At 71.9% G+C, this 15,147-nt stretch carries 16 protein-coding genes; 7 read left to right on the forward strand and 9 right to left on the reverse strand.

What is annotated here, in order from left to right; genetic code table 11:
* Nucleotides 1-89: 89 nt before the first annotated feature.
* On the reverse strand, nucleotides 90-1,721 hold the full coding sequence (locus tag LPU43_RS11405; protein WP_229400249.1) for a glycosyl hydrolase family 18 protein: 1,632 nt from the start codon (nucleotides 1,719-1,721) through the stop codon (nucleotides 90-92).
* Between the two features lie 160 nt (nucleotides 1,722-1,881).
* Between LPU43_RS11405 and LPU43_RS11410 the strand changes: the two genes are divergently transcribed.
* On the forward strand, nucleotides 1,882-2,370 hold the full coding sequence (locus LPU43_RS11410; protein ID WP_229400250.1) for a glutathione peroxidase: 489 nt from the start codon (nucleotides 1,882-1,884) through the stop codon (nucleotides 2,368-2,370).
* A gap of 225 nt (nucleotides 2,371-2,595) precedes the next feature.
* Here LPU43_RS11410 and LPU43_RS11415 read toward each other — a convergent pair whose 3' ends face one another.
* Entirely contained in the window at nucleotides 2,596-3,369 is a 774-nt protein-coding gene (locus LPU43_RS11415) for an SGNH/GDSL hydrolase family protein (protein ID WP_229400251.1), read from the reverse strand.
* Between the two features lie 302 nt (nucleotides 3,370-3,671).
* On the opposite strand from LPU43_RS11415, the gene LPU43_RS11420 reads away from it, so the two are divergent.
* Nucleotides 3,672-4,502 carry an exonuclease domain-containing protein gene (locus tag LPU43_RS11420; RefSeq protein WP_229400252.1) on the forward strand — a complete coding sequence of 277 codons (831 nt, stop codon included), beginning with the start codon at nucleotides 3,672-3,674 and terminating at the stop codon, nucleotides 4,500-4,502.
* A gap of 119 nt (nucleotides 4,503-4,621) precedes the next feature.
* Here the strand turns inward: LPU43_RS11420 and LPU43_RS11425 are convergent, their stop codons facing one another.
* On the reverse strand, nucleotides 4,622-5,107 hold the full coding sequence (locus LPU43_RS11425; protein WP_229400253.1) for a GNAT family N-acetyltransferase: 486 nt from the start codon (nucleotides 5,105-5,107) through the stop codon (nucleotides 4,622-4,624).
* 53 nt (nucleotides 5,108-5,160) lie between these two features.
* Here LPU43_RS11425 and LPU43_RS11430 point away from each other — a divergent pair, with 53 nt between their 5' ends.
* Nucleotides 5,161-6,108 (forward strand): threonine ammonia-lyase, encoded by a 948-nt coding sequence (locus tag LPU43_RS11430; RefSeq protein WP_229400254.1) that lies wholly within the window; start codon nucleotides 5,161-5,163, stop codon nucleotides 6,106-6,108.
* Here LPU43_RS11430 and LPU43_RS11435 read toward each other — a convergent pair.
* Together LPU43_RS11435 and LPU43_RS11440 are read right to left on the reverse strand one after the other, a co-directional pair.
* Nucleotides 6,092-7,246 (reverse strand): oxidoreductase, encoded by a 1,155-nt coding sequence (locus tag LPU43_RS11435; RefSeq protein WP_229400255.1) that lies wholly within the window; start codon nucleotides 7,244-7,246, stop codon nucleotides 6,092-6,094. The two genes, LPU43_RS11430 and LPU43_RS11435, sit on opposite strands and share 17 nt — an antisense overlap.
* Nucleotides 7,243-7,596, reverse strand: coding sequence for a globin family protein (locus LPU43_RS11440; RefSeq protein WP_229400256.1), 354 nt, complete (start codon nucleotides 7,594-7,596; stop codon nucleotides 7,243-7,245). Before LPU43_RS11440 ends, LPU43_RS11435 begins: the two co-directional genes overlap by 4 nt.
* Nucleotides 7,597-7,870: 274 nt before the next feature.
* Between LPU43_RS11440 and LPU43_RS11445 the strand changes: the two genes are divergently transcribed.
* Genes LPU43_RS11445 through LPU43_RS11455 form a run of 3 tightly spaced genes read left to right on the forward strand, consistent with a single transcriptional unit; the run spans nucleotide 7,871 to nucleotide 10,328 of the window.
* A complete protein-coding gene (locus LPU43_RS11445) occupies nucleotides 7,871-9,031 on the forward strand; it encodes a helix-turn-helix transcriptional regulator (RefSeq protein WP_229400257.1) in 1,161 nt (386 codons plus the stop codon).
* Complete coding sequence (locus LPU43_RS11450) at nucleotides 9,028-9,570, forward strand: cysteine hydrolase family protein (RefSeq protein ID WP_229400258.1); 543 nt, start codon at nucleotides 9,028-9,030, stop codon at nucleotides 9,568-9,570. Before LPU43_RS11445 ends, LPU43_RS11450 begins: the two co-directional genes overlap by 4 nt.
* A gap of 38 nt (nucleotides 9,571-9,608) precedes the next feature.
* A complete protein-coding gene (locus tag LPU43_RS11455) occupies nucleotides 9,609-10,328 on the forward strand; it encodes a 5-formyltetrahydrofolate cyclo-ligase (RefSeq protein WP_229400259.1) in 720 nt (239 codons plus the stop codon).
* Nucleotides 10,329-10,608: 280 nt separating this feature from the next.
* Here the strand turns inward: LPU43_RS11455 and proC are convergent, their stop codons facing one another.
* From proC to LPU43_RS11475, 4 genes are all read right to left on the reverse strand, one after another.
* Nucleotides 10,609-11,424, reverse strand: a complete 816-nt coding sequence (gene proC, locus LPU43_RS11460) for a pyrroline-5-carboxylate reductase (protein WP_229400260.1) — start codon at nucleotides 11,422-11,424, stop codon at nucleotides 10,609-10,611.
* Nucleotides 11,425-11,576: 152 nt separating this feature from the next.
* Nucleotides 11,577-12,605 (reverse strand): 6-phosphofructokinase, encoded by a 1,029-nt coding sequence (locus LPU43_RS11465; RefSeq protein WP_229400379.1) that lies wholly within the window; start codon nucleotides 12,603-12,605, stop codon nucleotides 11,577-11,579.
* A gap of 423 nt (nucleotides 12,606-13,028) precedes the next feature.
* Nucleotides 13,029-13,532 (reverse strand): pyridoxamine 5'-phosphate oxidase family protein, encoded by a 504-nt coding sequence (locus LPU43_RS11470; RefSeq protein ID WP_229400261.1) that lies wholly within the window; start codon nucleotides 13,530-13,532, stop codon nucleotides 13,029-13,031.
* Nucleotides 13,533-13,645: 113 nt separating this feature from the next.
* Nucleotides 13,646-14,143 carry a polyadenylate-specific 3'-exoribonuclease AS gene (locus tag LPU43_RS11475; RefSeq protein ID WP_229400380.1) on the reverse strand — a complete coding sequence of 166 codons (498 nt, stop codon included), beginning with the start codon at nucleotides 14,141-14,143 and terminating at the stop codon, nucleotides 13,646-13,648.
* Between the two features lie 247 nt (nucleotides 14,144-14,390).
* Here LPU43_RS11475 and LPU43_RS11480 point away from each other — a divergent pair, with 247 nt between their 5' ends.
* Complete coding sequence (locus tag LPU43_RS11480) at nucleotides 14,391-15,083, forward strand: Crp/Fnr family transcriptional regulator (protein ID WP_229400262.1); 693 nt, start codon at nucleotides 14,391-14,393, stop codon at nucleotides 15,081-15,083.
* The last annotated feature ends 64 nt before the right edge of the window (nucleotides 15,084-15,147 follow it).

Below are 15,147 nucleotides of genomic sequence, written 5' to 3' on the forward strand. Positions count from 1 at the left end.
TGCCCTTCCTTACACACGCAGGCCGGCGGGGAGGGACCGGGTACGGTCCCTCCCCGCCGGGTGGGGTGTTGCGTCAGCCCTCAGCTAGCTCAGCCGAGGCCGCCCTTCATGGCGCTGATCAGCTCGCCGTTGGTGGTGTCACCGGAGAGCTCCCAGAAGAACGCGCCGCCGAGACCCTGGTTCTTGGCGTACGTCATCTTGCCGCCGATGGTGGCCGGGGTGTCGTAGCTCCACCAGTTGCTGCCGCACTTGGCGTAGGCCGTACCGGCGATGGTCTTGGTCGCCGGGCAGGTGTTCTTCAGGACCTTGTAGTCCTCGATGCCAGCCTCGTAGGTGCCCGGGGCGGCGCCGGTGGCGGTGCCGCCCGGAGCCTCCTGGGTGACCCCGGTCCAGCCGCGGCCGTAGAAGCCGATGCCGAGCAGCAGCTTCTCGGACGGGATGCCCTTGCTCTTGAGCTTCTGGATCGCGGCGTCGCTGTTGAAGCCCTCCTGGGGGATGCCCGGGTAGGCGGTCAGCGGCGAGTGCGGGGCGGTCGGGCCCTGCGCGGCCCAGGCGCCGAAGAAGTCGTACGTCATCGGCATGATCCAGTTGAGGTACGGGGCCGCACCGGCGTAGTCGGTGGCGTCGATCTTGCCGCCGTTGCTGCCGTCAGCGGTGATCGCCGCGGTGACCAGCGCCGAGGAGCCGAACTTGGTGCGCAGCGCGGAGACGACGTTCTTGAACGCGTTGGGGCCGCTGGTGTCGCAGGTGAGGCCACAGGCGTTCGGGTACTCCCAGTCCACGTCGATGCCGTCGAAGACGTCGGCCCAGCGCGGGTCCTCGACCATGTTGTAGCAGCTCTCGGCGAACGCGGTCGGGTTCTGCGCGGCCTGGGTGAAGCCGGCGGACCAGGTCCAGCCACCGATGGAGTAGATGACCTTGATGTGCGGGTACATCTTCTTCAGCTTGCGGAGCTGGTTGAAGCTGCCGCGCAGCGGCTGGTCCCAGGTGTCGGCGACGCCGTCGACGCTGTCCGCGGCGGTATACGCCTTCTCGTAGTCGGCGTAGCTGTCACCGATGCTGCAACGGCCGCCGGTGGTGTTGCCGAAGGCGTACAGGATGTGGGTCAGCTTCGCGGCGGACCCGCTGGTGTGGATGTTCTTCACGTGGTAGTTGCGGCCGTAGACGCCCCACTCGGCGAAGTAGCCGACGACCTTCTTGCCGCCGGTCGGCGGGACGCTGGTGGGCGGAGCGCTGGTCGGCGGAGCGCTGGTGGGCGGGGCGCTGGTCGGCGGCGCGCTGGTCGGCGGGGCGCTGGTGGGCGGAGCGCTGGTCGGCGTGACCCCGCCGGCACACGGCTGGCCGTTGATGGTGCAGTTCAGCGGCGCCTTGTACGCGCCGGTGCCGTTGTAGCCCCAGGTGTACGCGGCACCGGGAGCGAGCGGGCCGCCCCAGCTCTTCTTCACGGCGACGTACTTGTTGCCGTTCCGGGTGACCTCGGCGTCCCAGGAGCTGCTGACCGTGGTGCCGGCCGGCAGCTCGAACTCGATGCGCCAGTCGGCGCTGGCCGTGGTGCCGTTGTTGATGGTCACCCGCCCCTCGTGACCGGTCCCCCAGTCCGCTGCCTTGGCGAACGTGGCGGTCAAGCTGCCGGCACCGAACGCCGAGGTCACCGGGACCGCGGCAGCGGTCACCGCGACCACGGCGCCGACCCAGAGGGCCCGGCGGAACGATCTCTTCATGTAGCGCTCCCCAAACAGTTAGGAAACTTTCCAAAAGGATTGCTGCGACGCTACTCACGGCGTCACCACTTCGTCAAGATGTACATGCGTCGATGGTGAGGAAATCCCGCCGGCGCGGCGGGCGGCGCAGCGGACGAGGTCACCTGGGTAGCCTCGATCCATGACCGTCTTCGACATCGAGATCGACGCCCTGTCCGGCGGCCCGGCCGACCTCGCCCGCCACCGGGGCAGGGCGCTGCTGGTCGTCAATGTGGCCTCCCGCTGCGGGCTCACCCCGCAGTACGCCGGGCTCCAGGCGCTCTCCGACACGTACGCCGACCGGGGCCTGGTGGTGCTCGGCGTGCCGTGCAACCAGTTCGCGGGCCAGGAGCCGGGGACCGCCGACGAGATCGGCGAGTTCTGCCGGGCCAACTACGGGGTGACCTTCCCGCTGACCGAAAAGGTCGACGTCAACGGCCCGGCCCGGCACCCGCTCTACGCGGCCCTGGTGTCCACGGCCGACGCCGAGGGGCACACCGGCGACGTGCGGTGGAACTTCGAGAAGTTCCTGGTCGCGCCGGACGGCACGGTGGCGGGCCGGTTCGCCCCGACCGTCGCGCCGGACTCCCCCGAGCTGCGCACGGCCATCGAGAAGGTCCTGCCGGCGTAGCCGACACGCAGGAAGGCCCGCCCGCACCGCCCACACGCGAGCGAGGGGGCGCAGCGGCGCGGCCGACACGCCGATACGCCAGAAGGCCCGCCGGCGCTGCCGACGCGCGAGAGGGCGCTGTCGGGTCAGCCGTCGGGGAAGGACGCGCACGCGGGCGAGGCCGCGCGCCCACCCTCACGGGGCGGGCGCGCGGCCTCGGTGGTCACCGGCGCGGGGCCGGCCCGCTCAGCCCGCGGCGGTGCGGAACACCGGGTAGTAGCCGCCGGCCTGGCCGGCTGCCGTCGGGTGGTACGAGACGCCGATGTTCAGGAAGTTCAGGGCGTGCATCCACTTCTCGCCGTAGCTGCACAGCTGGTGGCCGACGAAGGCCGACCGCACGTCGGCGAACTTGAACCCGGCCGAGGTGGCGGCGGTGCGGATGATGTCGTCGACCAGGTTGATGCCCGCGTTGAGCCTCGTCCGGGAGGTCGTGGTCAGCCCGACGCAGGGCGTGCCGAGCTGGTAGAAGACCGGGTAGCCGACGACCACCACCCGGGCCGAGGGCGCCTTGGCCTTGATTGCGTTGTAGGTGTTCGCCAGCTTGGCGGGCAGCTCCGTGCGCGCCTTCACCTCGGCGGCGGCCACGGCGGCCACGCACTGGCTCTCGCCCTGGAGCACACAGGTCTGCATGATGGTGGAGAAGCCGACGTCGTTGCCGCCGATGGTGACGCTGACCAGCGTGGTGCTCGACGACAGGGCCGAGACCTGCTTGCTGATCACGTCCGAGGTGATCGCCCCGGAACAGGCCACCGACTTGTACGAGGCGGGCTTGACCTTGGTGTTGTACAGCGCCGAGTACGCGTTCGTGCTGCGCTTGCAGGCACCACTCTCGGCGGTGTAGCTGTCGGCGCCGACGCCGGAGGCGTACGAGTCACCAAGTGCGACGTAGTGGTCGCTGGCCGACGCCTGGGCGGGCACGGCCAGCGCGAGCGTGGCACCGAGGGATGCCGCGACGCTCACGGCGAGGGTAATGAGGCGGGATCTCCGCACGTCGCACTCCTGGGGGTGGGAAGTGGTGGTTAGAGATAGATACCACTGCATGCATGATTTATGGAAGATCACCGATAGGGGTAGGGAAGGGTGCCTTCTCAACGTCTGAGGTAGAAAGGGGTTCCCTTCTCAGTCGGTCACCGAGCGACCCCGGTCGTCCACAGGGGATGAAGACGTGACCGGTCCTCGGCGTGTACGAACGGACAACCACCGGCGACGTACCCGAAGATCACCTCTTGGTTCGGAAGCCAGCTCGCGAGGAGACCCAAGAAGTGATCAACAAGTACGGCGGGCCCTGCGGCGCCTGCGGGGAACACGTGCCGGCCGGGGCCGGGCGGCGCGAGAACGTCGACGGGGACTGGAAGTCCTACCACCACGGTTGCGTACCGGTCCGGGTCGCGCCGCCGACGGGCCGCCACCCCGGATGGCACGACCTGCCGCTCGTGGGCTTCGACGTCGAGGGCACCCTGCCCGCGCCGATGGAGACCCGGATCGTCTCGGCCGCCCTGGTGCACTCCGATGGGTCCACCCAGGAGTGGCTCATCGACCCCGGCGTGCCGATCCCCGCCGACGCGACGGCCCGGCACGGCATCACCGACGAGCGGGCACGCAGCGGCCGGCCGGCCCGCGAGGCGCTGGCGGAGCTGGGCACGGCGATCGGCAAGCTGATCGCAGACGGGACCCCGTTGGTCGCGTTCTGCGCCCCGTACGACATCACGGCCCTGCACACCGAGCTGGCCCGGCACGGCCTGCCCGCGGTCGACTGGGGCCGGGCCGTCGTCATCGACCCGTCGGTGCTGCACCGGGAGGTCGAGCCCCGCTGGTACGGCAGCAGGCAGCTCGGCGACCTGTGTCGGTACTACGAGGTCACGCTGGACAACGCCCACGAGGCCGCCAGCGACGCGCGGGCGGCGGCCGGGATGGCCCGGTCGATCGCGGCGCGGCACGAACGCATCGCCGGGATGCGGCCGGACGCCCTGCACCGGGCGCAGATCGGGTGGTACGCCGAGCAGGCCCGGGACCTCCAGCGCTACTTCGACCGGCAGGGCCGCGACGAGACGGTCAGCACGCAGTGGCCACTGGAGACGGGGCCGCGCGCGTAGACCGGGCCGGGCGCCCGACGCCCGGGAGGAGTCGCCGGTCGACCGGCGGCGTCGTTCGACCGGCCATGTCGGTCCACCGGCGTCGTCAATCGGCCGGCGTCGTCGATCGGCCGGCGTCGTCAGTCTGCCGGGGGCAAGCTCAGGCGCATCGTCCGGCCGCTGGTGGGGACGAACCCCAGCGAGCGGTAGAGCGGCTCGCCGTCCGCCGACGCCCGCAGGTCGATCTTCCCGACCCCGCGCCGGCGGTACCAGTCGAGCAGCGCCTCCAGGCAGGCCCGCGAGTAGCCCCGCCGCCGGTACCCCGGGTCGGTGACGACGTTGAAGACGTACCCGGTCAGGCCGCTCGGGTTGGCCGGGCCGCCGAGCCGGCGCTCGATCGTGCCCACCGCGACGGCGGCGAGCTCCCCCGGCCGGTCCGGCTTGTCGACGACGAAGACGCCCAGCGCGTCCTGCGGCTCGGCCAGCCGGTCGCGCAGCGTCTCGCGGGCCGCCTCCTGCCACGGGCCGGGCGCGGGCTCCGCCCCGTCCATCGACGCCAGCATGACGGCGCGGAGCCGGACGACCTCGGCCGCGTCCCCGACGACGGCCCGACGAACGTTGATCACGGTCGGACCGTACCCCGGGGTGGGTTGGCCCGGGGGCGGCTAGGCTGCGCGGTGTGCGGTTGGTGGGCGCGGACGACGTCACGGCGGCGGAGCGGCGGATCACGGGCCGGGTGGTCCGGACCCCGCTGCTGCCCTGCCCCGAGCTGGGCGACGCCCTCCGCCTCGACCTCTGGGTCAAGGCGGAGAACCTCCAGCGCACCGGCAGCTTCAAGGCGCGCGGGGCGTTGAACGCCCTGCTCGCGCTGGTGGAGCGGGAGGGCCCGCCGGCCGGGCTGACGGCCTTCTCCGCGGGCAACCACGCGATGGCGGTCGCCTGGGCCGGTCAGGTGTTCGGCCTGCCCACCGTGGTCTGCATGCCGCCGCACGCGGTGCCGACGAAGATCGCCGCCGTGCGCCGGTACGGCGGGGAGGTCGTCCTCACCGACGACCTGCTCGGCACCTGCGAGGCGCTCGCGGCGGAGCGGGGGTTCTACCTGTTGCCGCCGTTCGACGACCCGGACGTCATCGCCGGTCAGGCCACCGTCGGGCGGGAGATCCTGGCCGACGGCCCGGCCCCGGAGCTGGTCGTGGTCCCGGTCGGCGGCGGCGGGCTGATCAGCGGGGTCGCGGCGGCGGTACGGGCGGCGGCCCCGACGGCCCGGATCGTCGGGGTGGAGCCGGTCACCGCCAACGCGGTCGGCCACGCCCTGCGCACCGGGGAGGCGCACCTGCCGGTGCGGCCGAGGTCGATGGCGGACGGGCTGGCCGCCCCCTTCGCGGGCCGGCACACCCTGGCCCACGTCCGCGAGCTGGTCGACGACGTGGTGGAGGTCTCCGAGGAGGCGATCGGGGCCTCCTGGTGGGAGCTGCTGGACGCCACGAAGCTCCTGGTCGAGCCGGCCGCCGCGGTCGGCCTCGCCGCGCTGCGGGCCGGCCTGGTCGAGGTCACCCCGGGTGCCCGTACGGTGTTGGTGCTCAGCGGCGGCAACACCTCCCCGGCCGCGCTCACCGCCCTGGGCTGACCTCCGCCGCGCCGCAGCGGCGGGCGTGAGAGGGGTGCCCCTCTATACCGCAGGCGTTAACAGGGTGCCCCTCCTTCAGCTCTGGCAGGTGGATGCGCTCGGCCGGGACTCCGGCGGCGAGCAGCCGCAGCCGCGACCCGGCGACCATCAGCGGCGGCCCGCACAGGTAGACCTCCTGCCCCGGCCGGCGGTGATCCAGCGCCACGGTCAGCGCGTCGCCCCGCTCCCCCGGCTCGGCGAGCGGGTCGTGTGAGAACGCCGGCACGAGGGTCAGCCAGTCGTGGGCGCACTGGAGCTTGTCCAGGCTGATCGAGTCGTAGAGGTCGTCGAGGGTGCGGGAGCCGACGACCATGGTCACCCGCCGCCCGGCCGGGGCCTCGGCGACCTGCTCGACCAGGGCGCGCAGCGGCGCGAGCCCGGTGCCCCCGGCCACCAGCAGCAGGTCCGCCCGCGACGCCGGGTCGAGACTCAGCCCGTTGTCGTGCGGCGGGCCGAGCCAGAGTCGGTCGCCGGGGCGTACCGCGTGGACCAGGGCGCGGGAGACGGCCGCGACCGCCCGGACGTGGAATTCGACGGTGCCGTCCGGGCGCGGGGCGTTGGCCGGCGAGTACCAGCGCCACCGGCCCGGCCAGCGCTCGGTGCAGACCGGCACCGCCTGGCCGGGCCGCAACGGCAGCCGCCCCCACGGGCGTACGGTGAGGATGGCGACGCCGTCGGCGGCCCGGTCGTGGTCGACGACCTCGGCCGGCCACCAGGCCCCGCCGTCCCGGGCCCGCGCGGCGGCCCGGGTCACCTCCGCCGACGCCCGCCGGGCGGCCTCCGCCCACGCCGCCGCCAGCTCCGGCGACCAGGGGGCGTGGCGGGCGACGGTGGCGGTGAGCGCGGCCTCGACGGTTTGCCGGTGCGGCAGCAGGCCGTAGCGGCGGTAGGCCGGGCCGAGCACGGCCAGCAGCGCCGCCCGCCCGGCCGGGTCGTCTCCGCCGCCGGCCAGCCGGCCCAGGGCGGCGAGGAACACGGGTGCCATCCGCTCCGGCAGCAGCCCCGGGCAGCGGTCCTCCAGGGTGCCCCGGAAGTGGTCGGCCGCCGCGCGGGCGTACCGCATGGTGGCCGACCACGACGCGGCGAGGGCGGCGGTCACGAGCCGGCCTCGTCCGCGAAGGCCCGCCGGGCCGCGTCGACCGCGCCGGCCGGCACGTCGAGCGCCCACAGTGCCCCGGCCAGGTAGTCGACCACGCGGCGGTGCTGCTCCTCGGTCAGGCCCAGGCCGCGCCACGCCCCGGCCGCCGGCCGGGCGACGTCGCCGGCCGGCCCGCCGAGCGCCACCGTGAGGGTCAGCGCCAGGTGCCCGGCGAGCCGGGCCCGATCGACCCCGATCAGGTACGGCGCCAGCTCGGCGTCCGCCGCCACCAGCCGCAGCCACCGGGCCACCGCGTCCCGCACCCCCGTTGGCCCGAGCGCTCCGACGTGGTACGGCCCGAGCCCGCTCACGCCCATGTCCAGGTGAAGTCGTCCAGCACTGCCGTCATGGAGAGCCCTTCCGTCGAGATCGCGAAGTGGAGCGGCACCGGGGCGGGCGGGGACGGCGGAGACGCGAGGGGGGAACGCCCCACCGGAGCACAGCACCCGCCCCGGGCCATGCGTCCACCCTGGTCAATCCGTCGACCATTCGGTACGACTACGCTCTGCACCTACGCTGTACCGGTTCTGCAGTCGAGCCGCTAAGCTGCCGACTGGCCGGTCTCGAAGCGACGGGGGCGAGTGGATGACGACCGTGCAGAAGTGGAGCGGCCGGGAAGCCCGAGAGCTGCGCCACGCCCTGCGGATGACCATCCGCGACTTCGCCGAACACCTCGGCGTCAGCGAGCGCACCGTGTCCAAGTGGGAGGCCGGCCGGGAAGCGGTGCAGCCCCGACCGGAGCTGCAGGCCACTCTCGACACGGCTTTGCGCAGGGCCAGTGACGAGGCCGTAAGCCGGTTTACCGCTGCGACGAGCGAGAGCGCCGCGCCGACTATCGCTGTGGCTGGGAGCTACCGTGTCCAGTCCCACAAGTTCATCCCTGGGTACATCGGGGCAGCGGCAGCAAAGGGCCTGGCCGGGTTGCCGCAGGTGAGTCCACGCCCGCACGAGTGGCTGCAGGTGTCAGCAACGAAGGTGCCGCATCCGAGCGGTCGGTGCACAGCTCACGTCTTCGCGTGTGGCGTGGTGGTGTTTCACCTTGAACAGGAGCTCGCCCCTACGAACCTGGCAGAACTCGCCGCTTGGCGTTATGCCAGCTACGAGGAGGACCTGCCGTGGGCAGCCCACCAGATCGAACAACTGCTGTCGGATCAGGCTGACAGCCAGGTGGCGGTACCGGAGTACGTGATGTCGATGTACGTCCTGCACGAGCAGGCGTGCCGCCGCGAGGACGTGGACAACGCCGTCCGGTTGTTAAGCCTCCCGTCAATCTTGGTCAACCGCCACGCGACGCCTCGCCCACAACCCGTCCCCGCGCAGGTGGAGCGGGGTTTGTTGGCTGAGGGATTCGACCAGCTCCCTGCCGAACCCTTCGGAATCCCGGGGGTGTCCATCGGCTTCGCAGCCTGGTCAGGGTTGGCCTACCACGCGATCTCACCGGAACGAGCCCTGACCGCTGATGAACTGCTCTCGCTTGAGATCGACGTACAGATGCTCTGGGCCTACTGCCGGCACATCCAGCGAGCGGTGGAGGAGGGCCGGGACCCGGTGATGCCCCAGAGGTTCGGCTGGCGTTTCCTGCGGGCCGCTCACTCTCGGCTCACCACCGCTCGCGTGCAGGAGACGGCCCAGCACTGCTTGATGCGCCAGGCAGCCGTCACGACAAGCGGCCTACCGGAACGCCTGGTACAGGCCCAGGCGGCGCTTCGCGAGGCCGAGACGATGGATGACAGAGTCAGCGCATGAGCAGTACACGAGCGGCCCTGATCGTCATCGACATGCAGAACGGCTTCATCAACGATCAGAGCCGGCACGTCATCCCCAAGGTCGTGGAACTGGTCGAGTGGTGGGAGGCAACGGGCCGGCCGGTCGTCTTCACCCGCTACCACAACTATCCGGGCAGCCCTTTCGAGAGGCTGATCCACTGGTCGAAGGTGCAGCACACGCCGGAGACGGAAATCGTGCCCGAACTGAGTCAACACGCTGCTCGGGCACGGGCCGTGGTCGACAAGCGCATCTACTCGTACTTCACCCGCGAGGGAGCGGAGATCGCCTCCCAGGAGGGCTGGACCGACCTCGTCTTCTGCGGTGTAGCCACCGAAAGCTGCGTGCTGAAATCAGCGGTGGACGCATTCGAGCGCGACCTCACGCCATGGCTCGTCACAGACGCCTCGGCAAGCCATGGCGGTCCAGCCGCCCATGACGCTGGCCTGTTGGTTGCCCGTCGCTTCATTGGCGCAGGGCAGCTCGTCAACGCCAGCGAGGTGAGCGTGGGTGCCTGCTGACAAGTCAGAAAACTGAGCGATCCGTCGTAGGAGGCCACTTGAAGCTCGAAGAGGCAAAGTGCGAGGTACGCGAAGCCGTCTGGTCACGACTGGAGCAGGCCGGCCAGGCGCTTCCCCCGGGCGCTCACGGACGGATCCCCAACTTCGTCGGAGCCGAGCTGGCCGCCGAGCGGCTCGCGCAGCATGATGCTTGGCGTAGCGCCAGCGTCATCAAATCCAACCCGGACAAGGCTCAACTGCCGGTGAGGCTACGGGCGCTTGCCGAGGGCAAGCTCCTCTACATGGCGGTGCCGAAGATCGCCGACATACGGCCCTTCTATCTGCTCGATCCCGCCAACCTCAATGCAGCGCCCGACGACATCGCGACTGGCAGCGGTGCGGCGGACCACGCGTCGAAGGTCGGCATCAGCGAAATGCAGCCGGTGGACCTGGTGGTGTGCGGCAGCGTCGCGGTCAATCGTGACGGCGTGCGGATCGGGAAGGGCGCGGGTTACTCGGACATCGAGGTCGCCCTGCTCACCGCGGCCGGATTGGTCGGCCCATCCACCATCCTCGCGACGACGGTCCACCCGTTGCAAATCATCGACGGGCCGCTCCCCGAGGCGTCGCACGACTTCAGCCTCGACCTGATCATCACTCCGAACGAGGTGGTCGAGTGCCGGCGACGCCAGCGCCCCGGCGGCATCTACTGGGAGAGCCTCAGCGCCCAAAAGATCGACGCTATCCCAGTCCTCAAGGCATCAGCGACGCCCAGATGAGGGCAGCCTAAACAGCACGCAGCCCGACTTGATTGCCATCGACATGCAGAACAGCTTTCCAAATAGCTACGCCCAGCATTTCATCGTCAATATTTTTGTTGCTGAGGATCCGACGGCGGGACTCCAGCTCTCCTGACCCGTGTAACGGTCGAACGTGACCGGCGGCGTCCCGTCGGAAAGCCGCAGCAGAGGAACCGCTCCCGCGCGACCGCTGGTCAGGGCCGAGTGGCGGTGAGAAGGGCGCCCTTCTCTACCGCAGGCGTTAACAGGGGGCCCTTCCTTACACCTGGGCGGCGAGTTCGCGGGCGCGGTCGCGGGCCGCCTCCAGCGCGGCGAGCATCGCCGCCCGGACGCCGTGGTTCTCCAGCTCCCGGATGGCCGAGATCGTCGTGCCGGCGGGCGAGGTGACCGCCTCGCGCAGCTTGACCGGGTGCTCGCCGGAGTCGCGCAGCATGACCGCCGAGCCGATCGCGGTCTGCACGATCAGCTCGTGGGCGACCTGGCGGGGCAGGCCGAGCAGGATGCCGGCGTCGATCATCGCCTCGACCAGCAGGTAGAAGTACGCCGGGCCGGAGCCGGAGAGCGCGGTGACGGCGTCCTGCTGGGACTCGGGCACCCGGATCGTGGCACCCAGCGGGGAGAACATCTCCTCGGCCAGGGCCAGGTGCTCGCCGGTGGCGTGGGCCCCGGCGGAGATCGCGCTCATCGCCTGGTCGACGAGGGCGGGAGTGTTGGTCATGACCCGGACCACGGGGGTGCCCTCGGGCAGCCGTCGGTTGAAGAAGGCGGTGGGCAGGCCGGCGCAGAGCGAGACGACCAGCTTGTCGGCCGGCACCTTGGGGCCGATCTCGTCGAGCAGGGCGGAGGCGTCCTGCGGCTTCACGGCCACGGCCAGCACGGCGGCCTCGTTCACCGCGGTCAGGTTGTCGACCACCCGGACGCCGTACCGGGCGGTCAGCTCCTCGGCCCGGCTGGGTCGCCGGGCGGTGGCCAGCAGCCGTCCCACGGGCCAGCCCGAGCGCAGCAGCCCCGAGAGCATCAGCTCGCCGATCTTGCCCGCGCCGATCACCGCAACGGTGTGTCCGCCGGCCGCCATTGGTCGTACCTCCTGGTCTCACCCGCCGCCGCGGCGGGGCCGACTGGTTTCACCCGCCTCCCGGGCGGGGCCGACTGGTCTCACCCGCCTGCGCGGCGGGGCCGAGCGGCGCGCGCGGCGGCCCGGGGACCGTCGCGCGCGCCGCGCCTGCGTCAGCTTCCGAAGAAGACCTCGGCCTCTTCGTACCGCTCCAGCGGCACGGTCTTCAGCTCGCGGGTGGCCTCGGCCAGCGGCACCCGGACGATGTCCGTGCTCTGCATGGCGACCATCTTGCCCCAGTCGCCCTCGTCGGCCGCGTCGATCGCGTGGAGGCCGAGGCGGGTGGCGAGCACCCGGTCGAAGGCGCTCGGGGTGCCGCCGCGCTGGATGTGGCCCAACACGACGGTCCGCGCCTCCTTGCCGGTCTTGGCCTCGAGCTGCTCGGCCAGCCACTGGCCGATGCCGCCCAGGCGGACGTGGCCGAACGCGTCCAGCTCCTGGTTGTGCAGGACCATCTGGCCGTCGAGCGGCTGGGCGCCCTCGGCGACCACGACGATCGGCGCGTACTGGTGCTGGAAGCGCTTCTCGACGTACCCGGCGACCTGCTCGACGTCGAACTGCCGCTCCGGCAGCAGGATGACGTTGGCGCCGCCGGCCAGGCCCGCGTGCAGGGCGATCCAGCCGGCGTGCCGGCCCATCACCTCGACGACGAGGGTGCGGTGGTGGCTCTCGGCGGTGGTGTGCAGCCGGTCGATCGCCTCCATGGCGATGTTGACGGCGGTGTCGAAGCCGAAGGTGTAGTCGGTGGCGCCGAGGTCGTTGTCGATCGTCTTCGGCACGCCGATCACGTGCACGCCCAGCTCGTGCAGCTTGGTGGCTACGCCGAGGGTGTCCTCGCCGCCGATCGCGATGAGCGCGTCGACGCCCTGGGCGGCGAGGTTCTCCTTGATCCGCTCCACGCCGTTTTCGATCTTGAACGGGTTGGTGCGGGACGAGCCGAGGATCGTGCCGCCGCGCGGCAGGATGCCCCGCACCTCGGCGATGCCGAGGGGCTTCGACAGACCCTCCAGCGGGCCCTTCCAGCCGTCCCGGAAGCCCACGAACTCGTGACCGTAGGTGGCGACGCCCTTGCGGACCACCGCCCGGATTACCGCGTTGAGACCCGGGCAGTCGCCGCCGCCGGTGAGCACGCCGATTCGCATGATCTGCTCATCCTCCTGAAGCATCAGGTAAAGCCCGATTTTGCCCCAGGATATGGGTCAGTCCAGACCGTCGGCGCCATTGCCGGCCCGGGGCGGGCCGTCAGTGCGCACTGTAGCCGCCGCGCCCGCACGCCGGCCGCGCGCCCCGGGCACCACAGCGGGCGCAGGCCGCCGGGCGGCCGGATGCGCGGGCCCAGGCGCGCGGCCGACGTACGGCAGCCGTTGCGCGGCTCCGTGTCGGCGACATCGCGCCTTCGCACGGTCCCTGACCAGCCCATGTCGGCGACATGGAGTCGATCGTGCCGTCAGCGATCACCGCCCGCCCGACGCCGCCCCACCGTCGCCCGCGAGGGCGGGCGACGGTGCGACGGGCGACGGGACGACGGGCGACGGGACGACGGGCGACGGGCGACGGGGCTCGGCCTAGAAGTCCACCTCGTGGTTCTCCCCCGCGCGCGGCGGCCTCCCGGTGACCGCCGCCTTCGCGAAGCCCAGCAGGCTCACCACGGAGCCACCGGGCGAGTCCCAGTACTCGGCGGAGCTGGCCCGCACCTTGATCAGGGTCAGCCCGGGGGTGTCCAGCCCCTCCGGGAACCAGGTCTTCAGCAGCGGGTTCCACAGCCGCTCGGCGCGGGCCCGGTCGTACCCCTCCTGGGCGGTGCCGGTGACGGAGACCCGGGCGTGGTGCCGCTGGTCGGAGAAGGCCACGTTCACCTCCGGGTTGACCCGGAGCTGGCGCACCTTCGCCGAGTCCGCGTACGCGAAGAACCACAGGTCGCCGTCGAACTCCGCCGACTGCAGCGCCATCGGCCGGCTCACCAGCCGGCCGTCCAGCCCCGTGGTGGTCAACATGCAGATCCGCGCGTCGCGCGCCAGCTCGGTGACCCGGCGCCGGGCGTCGGCGACGCTGGTCGGCTCGCTGCTCATGGTGCCCCCCTCCTCCTCGGTCTACTCGATCCGGACCCGGTGCCCCGGACAGAACCGACGAAACCTGAGATGAGGGGACGAAAGCGAGCGGCGGCGACCCGCTGGGTGGCGGCTCAGCGGGCGGTCATCGCGCGCCAGCGGGCGAGGTTGTGCCGGGCGTCGACCAGCGCGTCGTGCCGGGCGGCGTCCGCGTCGGGCAGGGTCGGCCGCCCCCGGTCGTCCCAGAGCTGGCGCAGCTCCTTGGTGAACCGGGGGATCTCCCGGGGCAGCGCCGGCATCGCCCCCCAGAGCTGGGCGAGCACCACATGGTCGTACGCGGCGTACCAGGCCCACAGTTCGAGCTGCTCGCCCGGGCGGTCGCGGATCGGCTCGACCAGGAAGTCGTAGAGGTCGTCGCGGATGCGCTCCCGGGAGCGCCAGGCCCGGTCGGCCGGCGAGGGGAGCTTGTCCAGGACGTTGCGGCGCACCCAGGGCACGGCGCGGGAGTCGTCGAACTCGGTGGAGACGGCGTAGAACTCGCGACCGTTCTCGTCGACGACGCCGATCGACACGAGGTCGACGGTGCGCCCGTCCTCGATGAACTCGCAGTCGTAGAAGTAGCGGTAGACCATCCCCGTCATCCTCGCCCACCCCGGCCGGCCGCCGACGGGCGGGGTTGCCCGGCCGTCCCCCACGCCCTGCGCCGCAGCTCGGGAGTGTCACGGAAGTGTCTCCGGGGGTGTACAGCAAGCGACCGGGCCGTCATGATCTGATGTGTACCGCTACCGGACGCCGAACCGGTCCAGAACCTCGTACCGGGGGCTGTCACGGTTCGCCCGGCGAGCGATGTGTGGTCCTCGACCGGGGAGGGATTGGGCCGTGGAGATGCGCCTTCCGGAGCCGGGTGACGCCCTCACGGGCGTCGACATGTTCGCCGGGCTGGAACCGGAGGTGCGCCAGCGGGTCATCGCCGCCGCCGTGCCGCGCACGTACCGCAAGGGTCAGCTCCTCTTCGTCGAGAATGACCCCGGCGAGTCGCTGATCGTGCTGCGCCGGGGCGCGGTGGCCGTGTTCCGCACCGCGCCGACCGGCGAACGGGCCGTGCTGTCGGTGGTCCGTCCCCCCGACGTGCTCGGCGAGGTGTCCCTGCTCGACGCCTCCACCCGCTCGGCGTCGGCCGAGGCGATCGAGGACTGCTCGGCGCTCGCGCTGTCCCGGCCCGCGTTCATGGAGCTGGTGCACTCCAACCCGCGCATCCTCGACGCCGTGATGCGCTCGCTCGGCGCGCTGATCCGCCGGCTGACCGAGCAGAACGCCGACCACGTCTTCCTCGACCTGCCCGGCCGGGTGGCCAAGACGCTGGTCCGGCTGGCCGGCGAGAGCCAGGCCCCGATGATCACCATCGAGCTGAACCAGAGCCAGCTCGCCGAGATGGCGGGCGGCTCGCGGCAGAGCGTGAACCAGGCGATCGGCTCCTTCGCCAGCCGGGGCTGGCTGCGCACGGAGGGCCGGCGGATCGTGGTCACCGACGTGGCGGCGCTGCGCCGCCGCGCCGGCATGAACGACCGCTGAGGCCGCCCCACCCGACGGCGGCAGGGCCGGCGGGTGCGGCCCGCCGGCCCTGGTCGCCGGTCGT

This window comes from Micromonospora okii, from assembly GCF_020884795.1.
GTDB classification, from domain to species: Bacteria; Actinomycetota; Actinomycetes; order Mycobacteriales; family Micromonosporaceae; genus Micromonospora; species Micromonospora okii.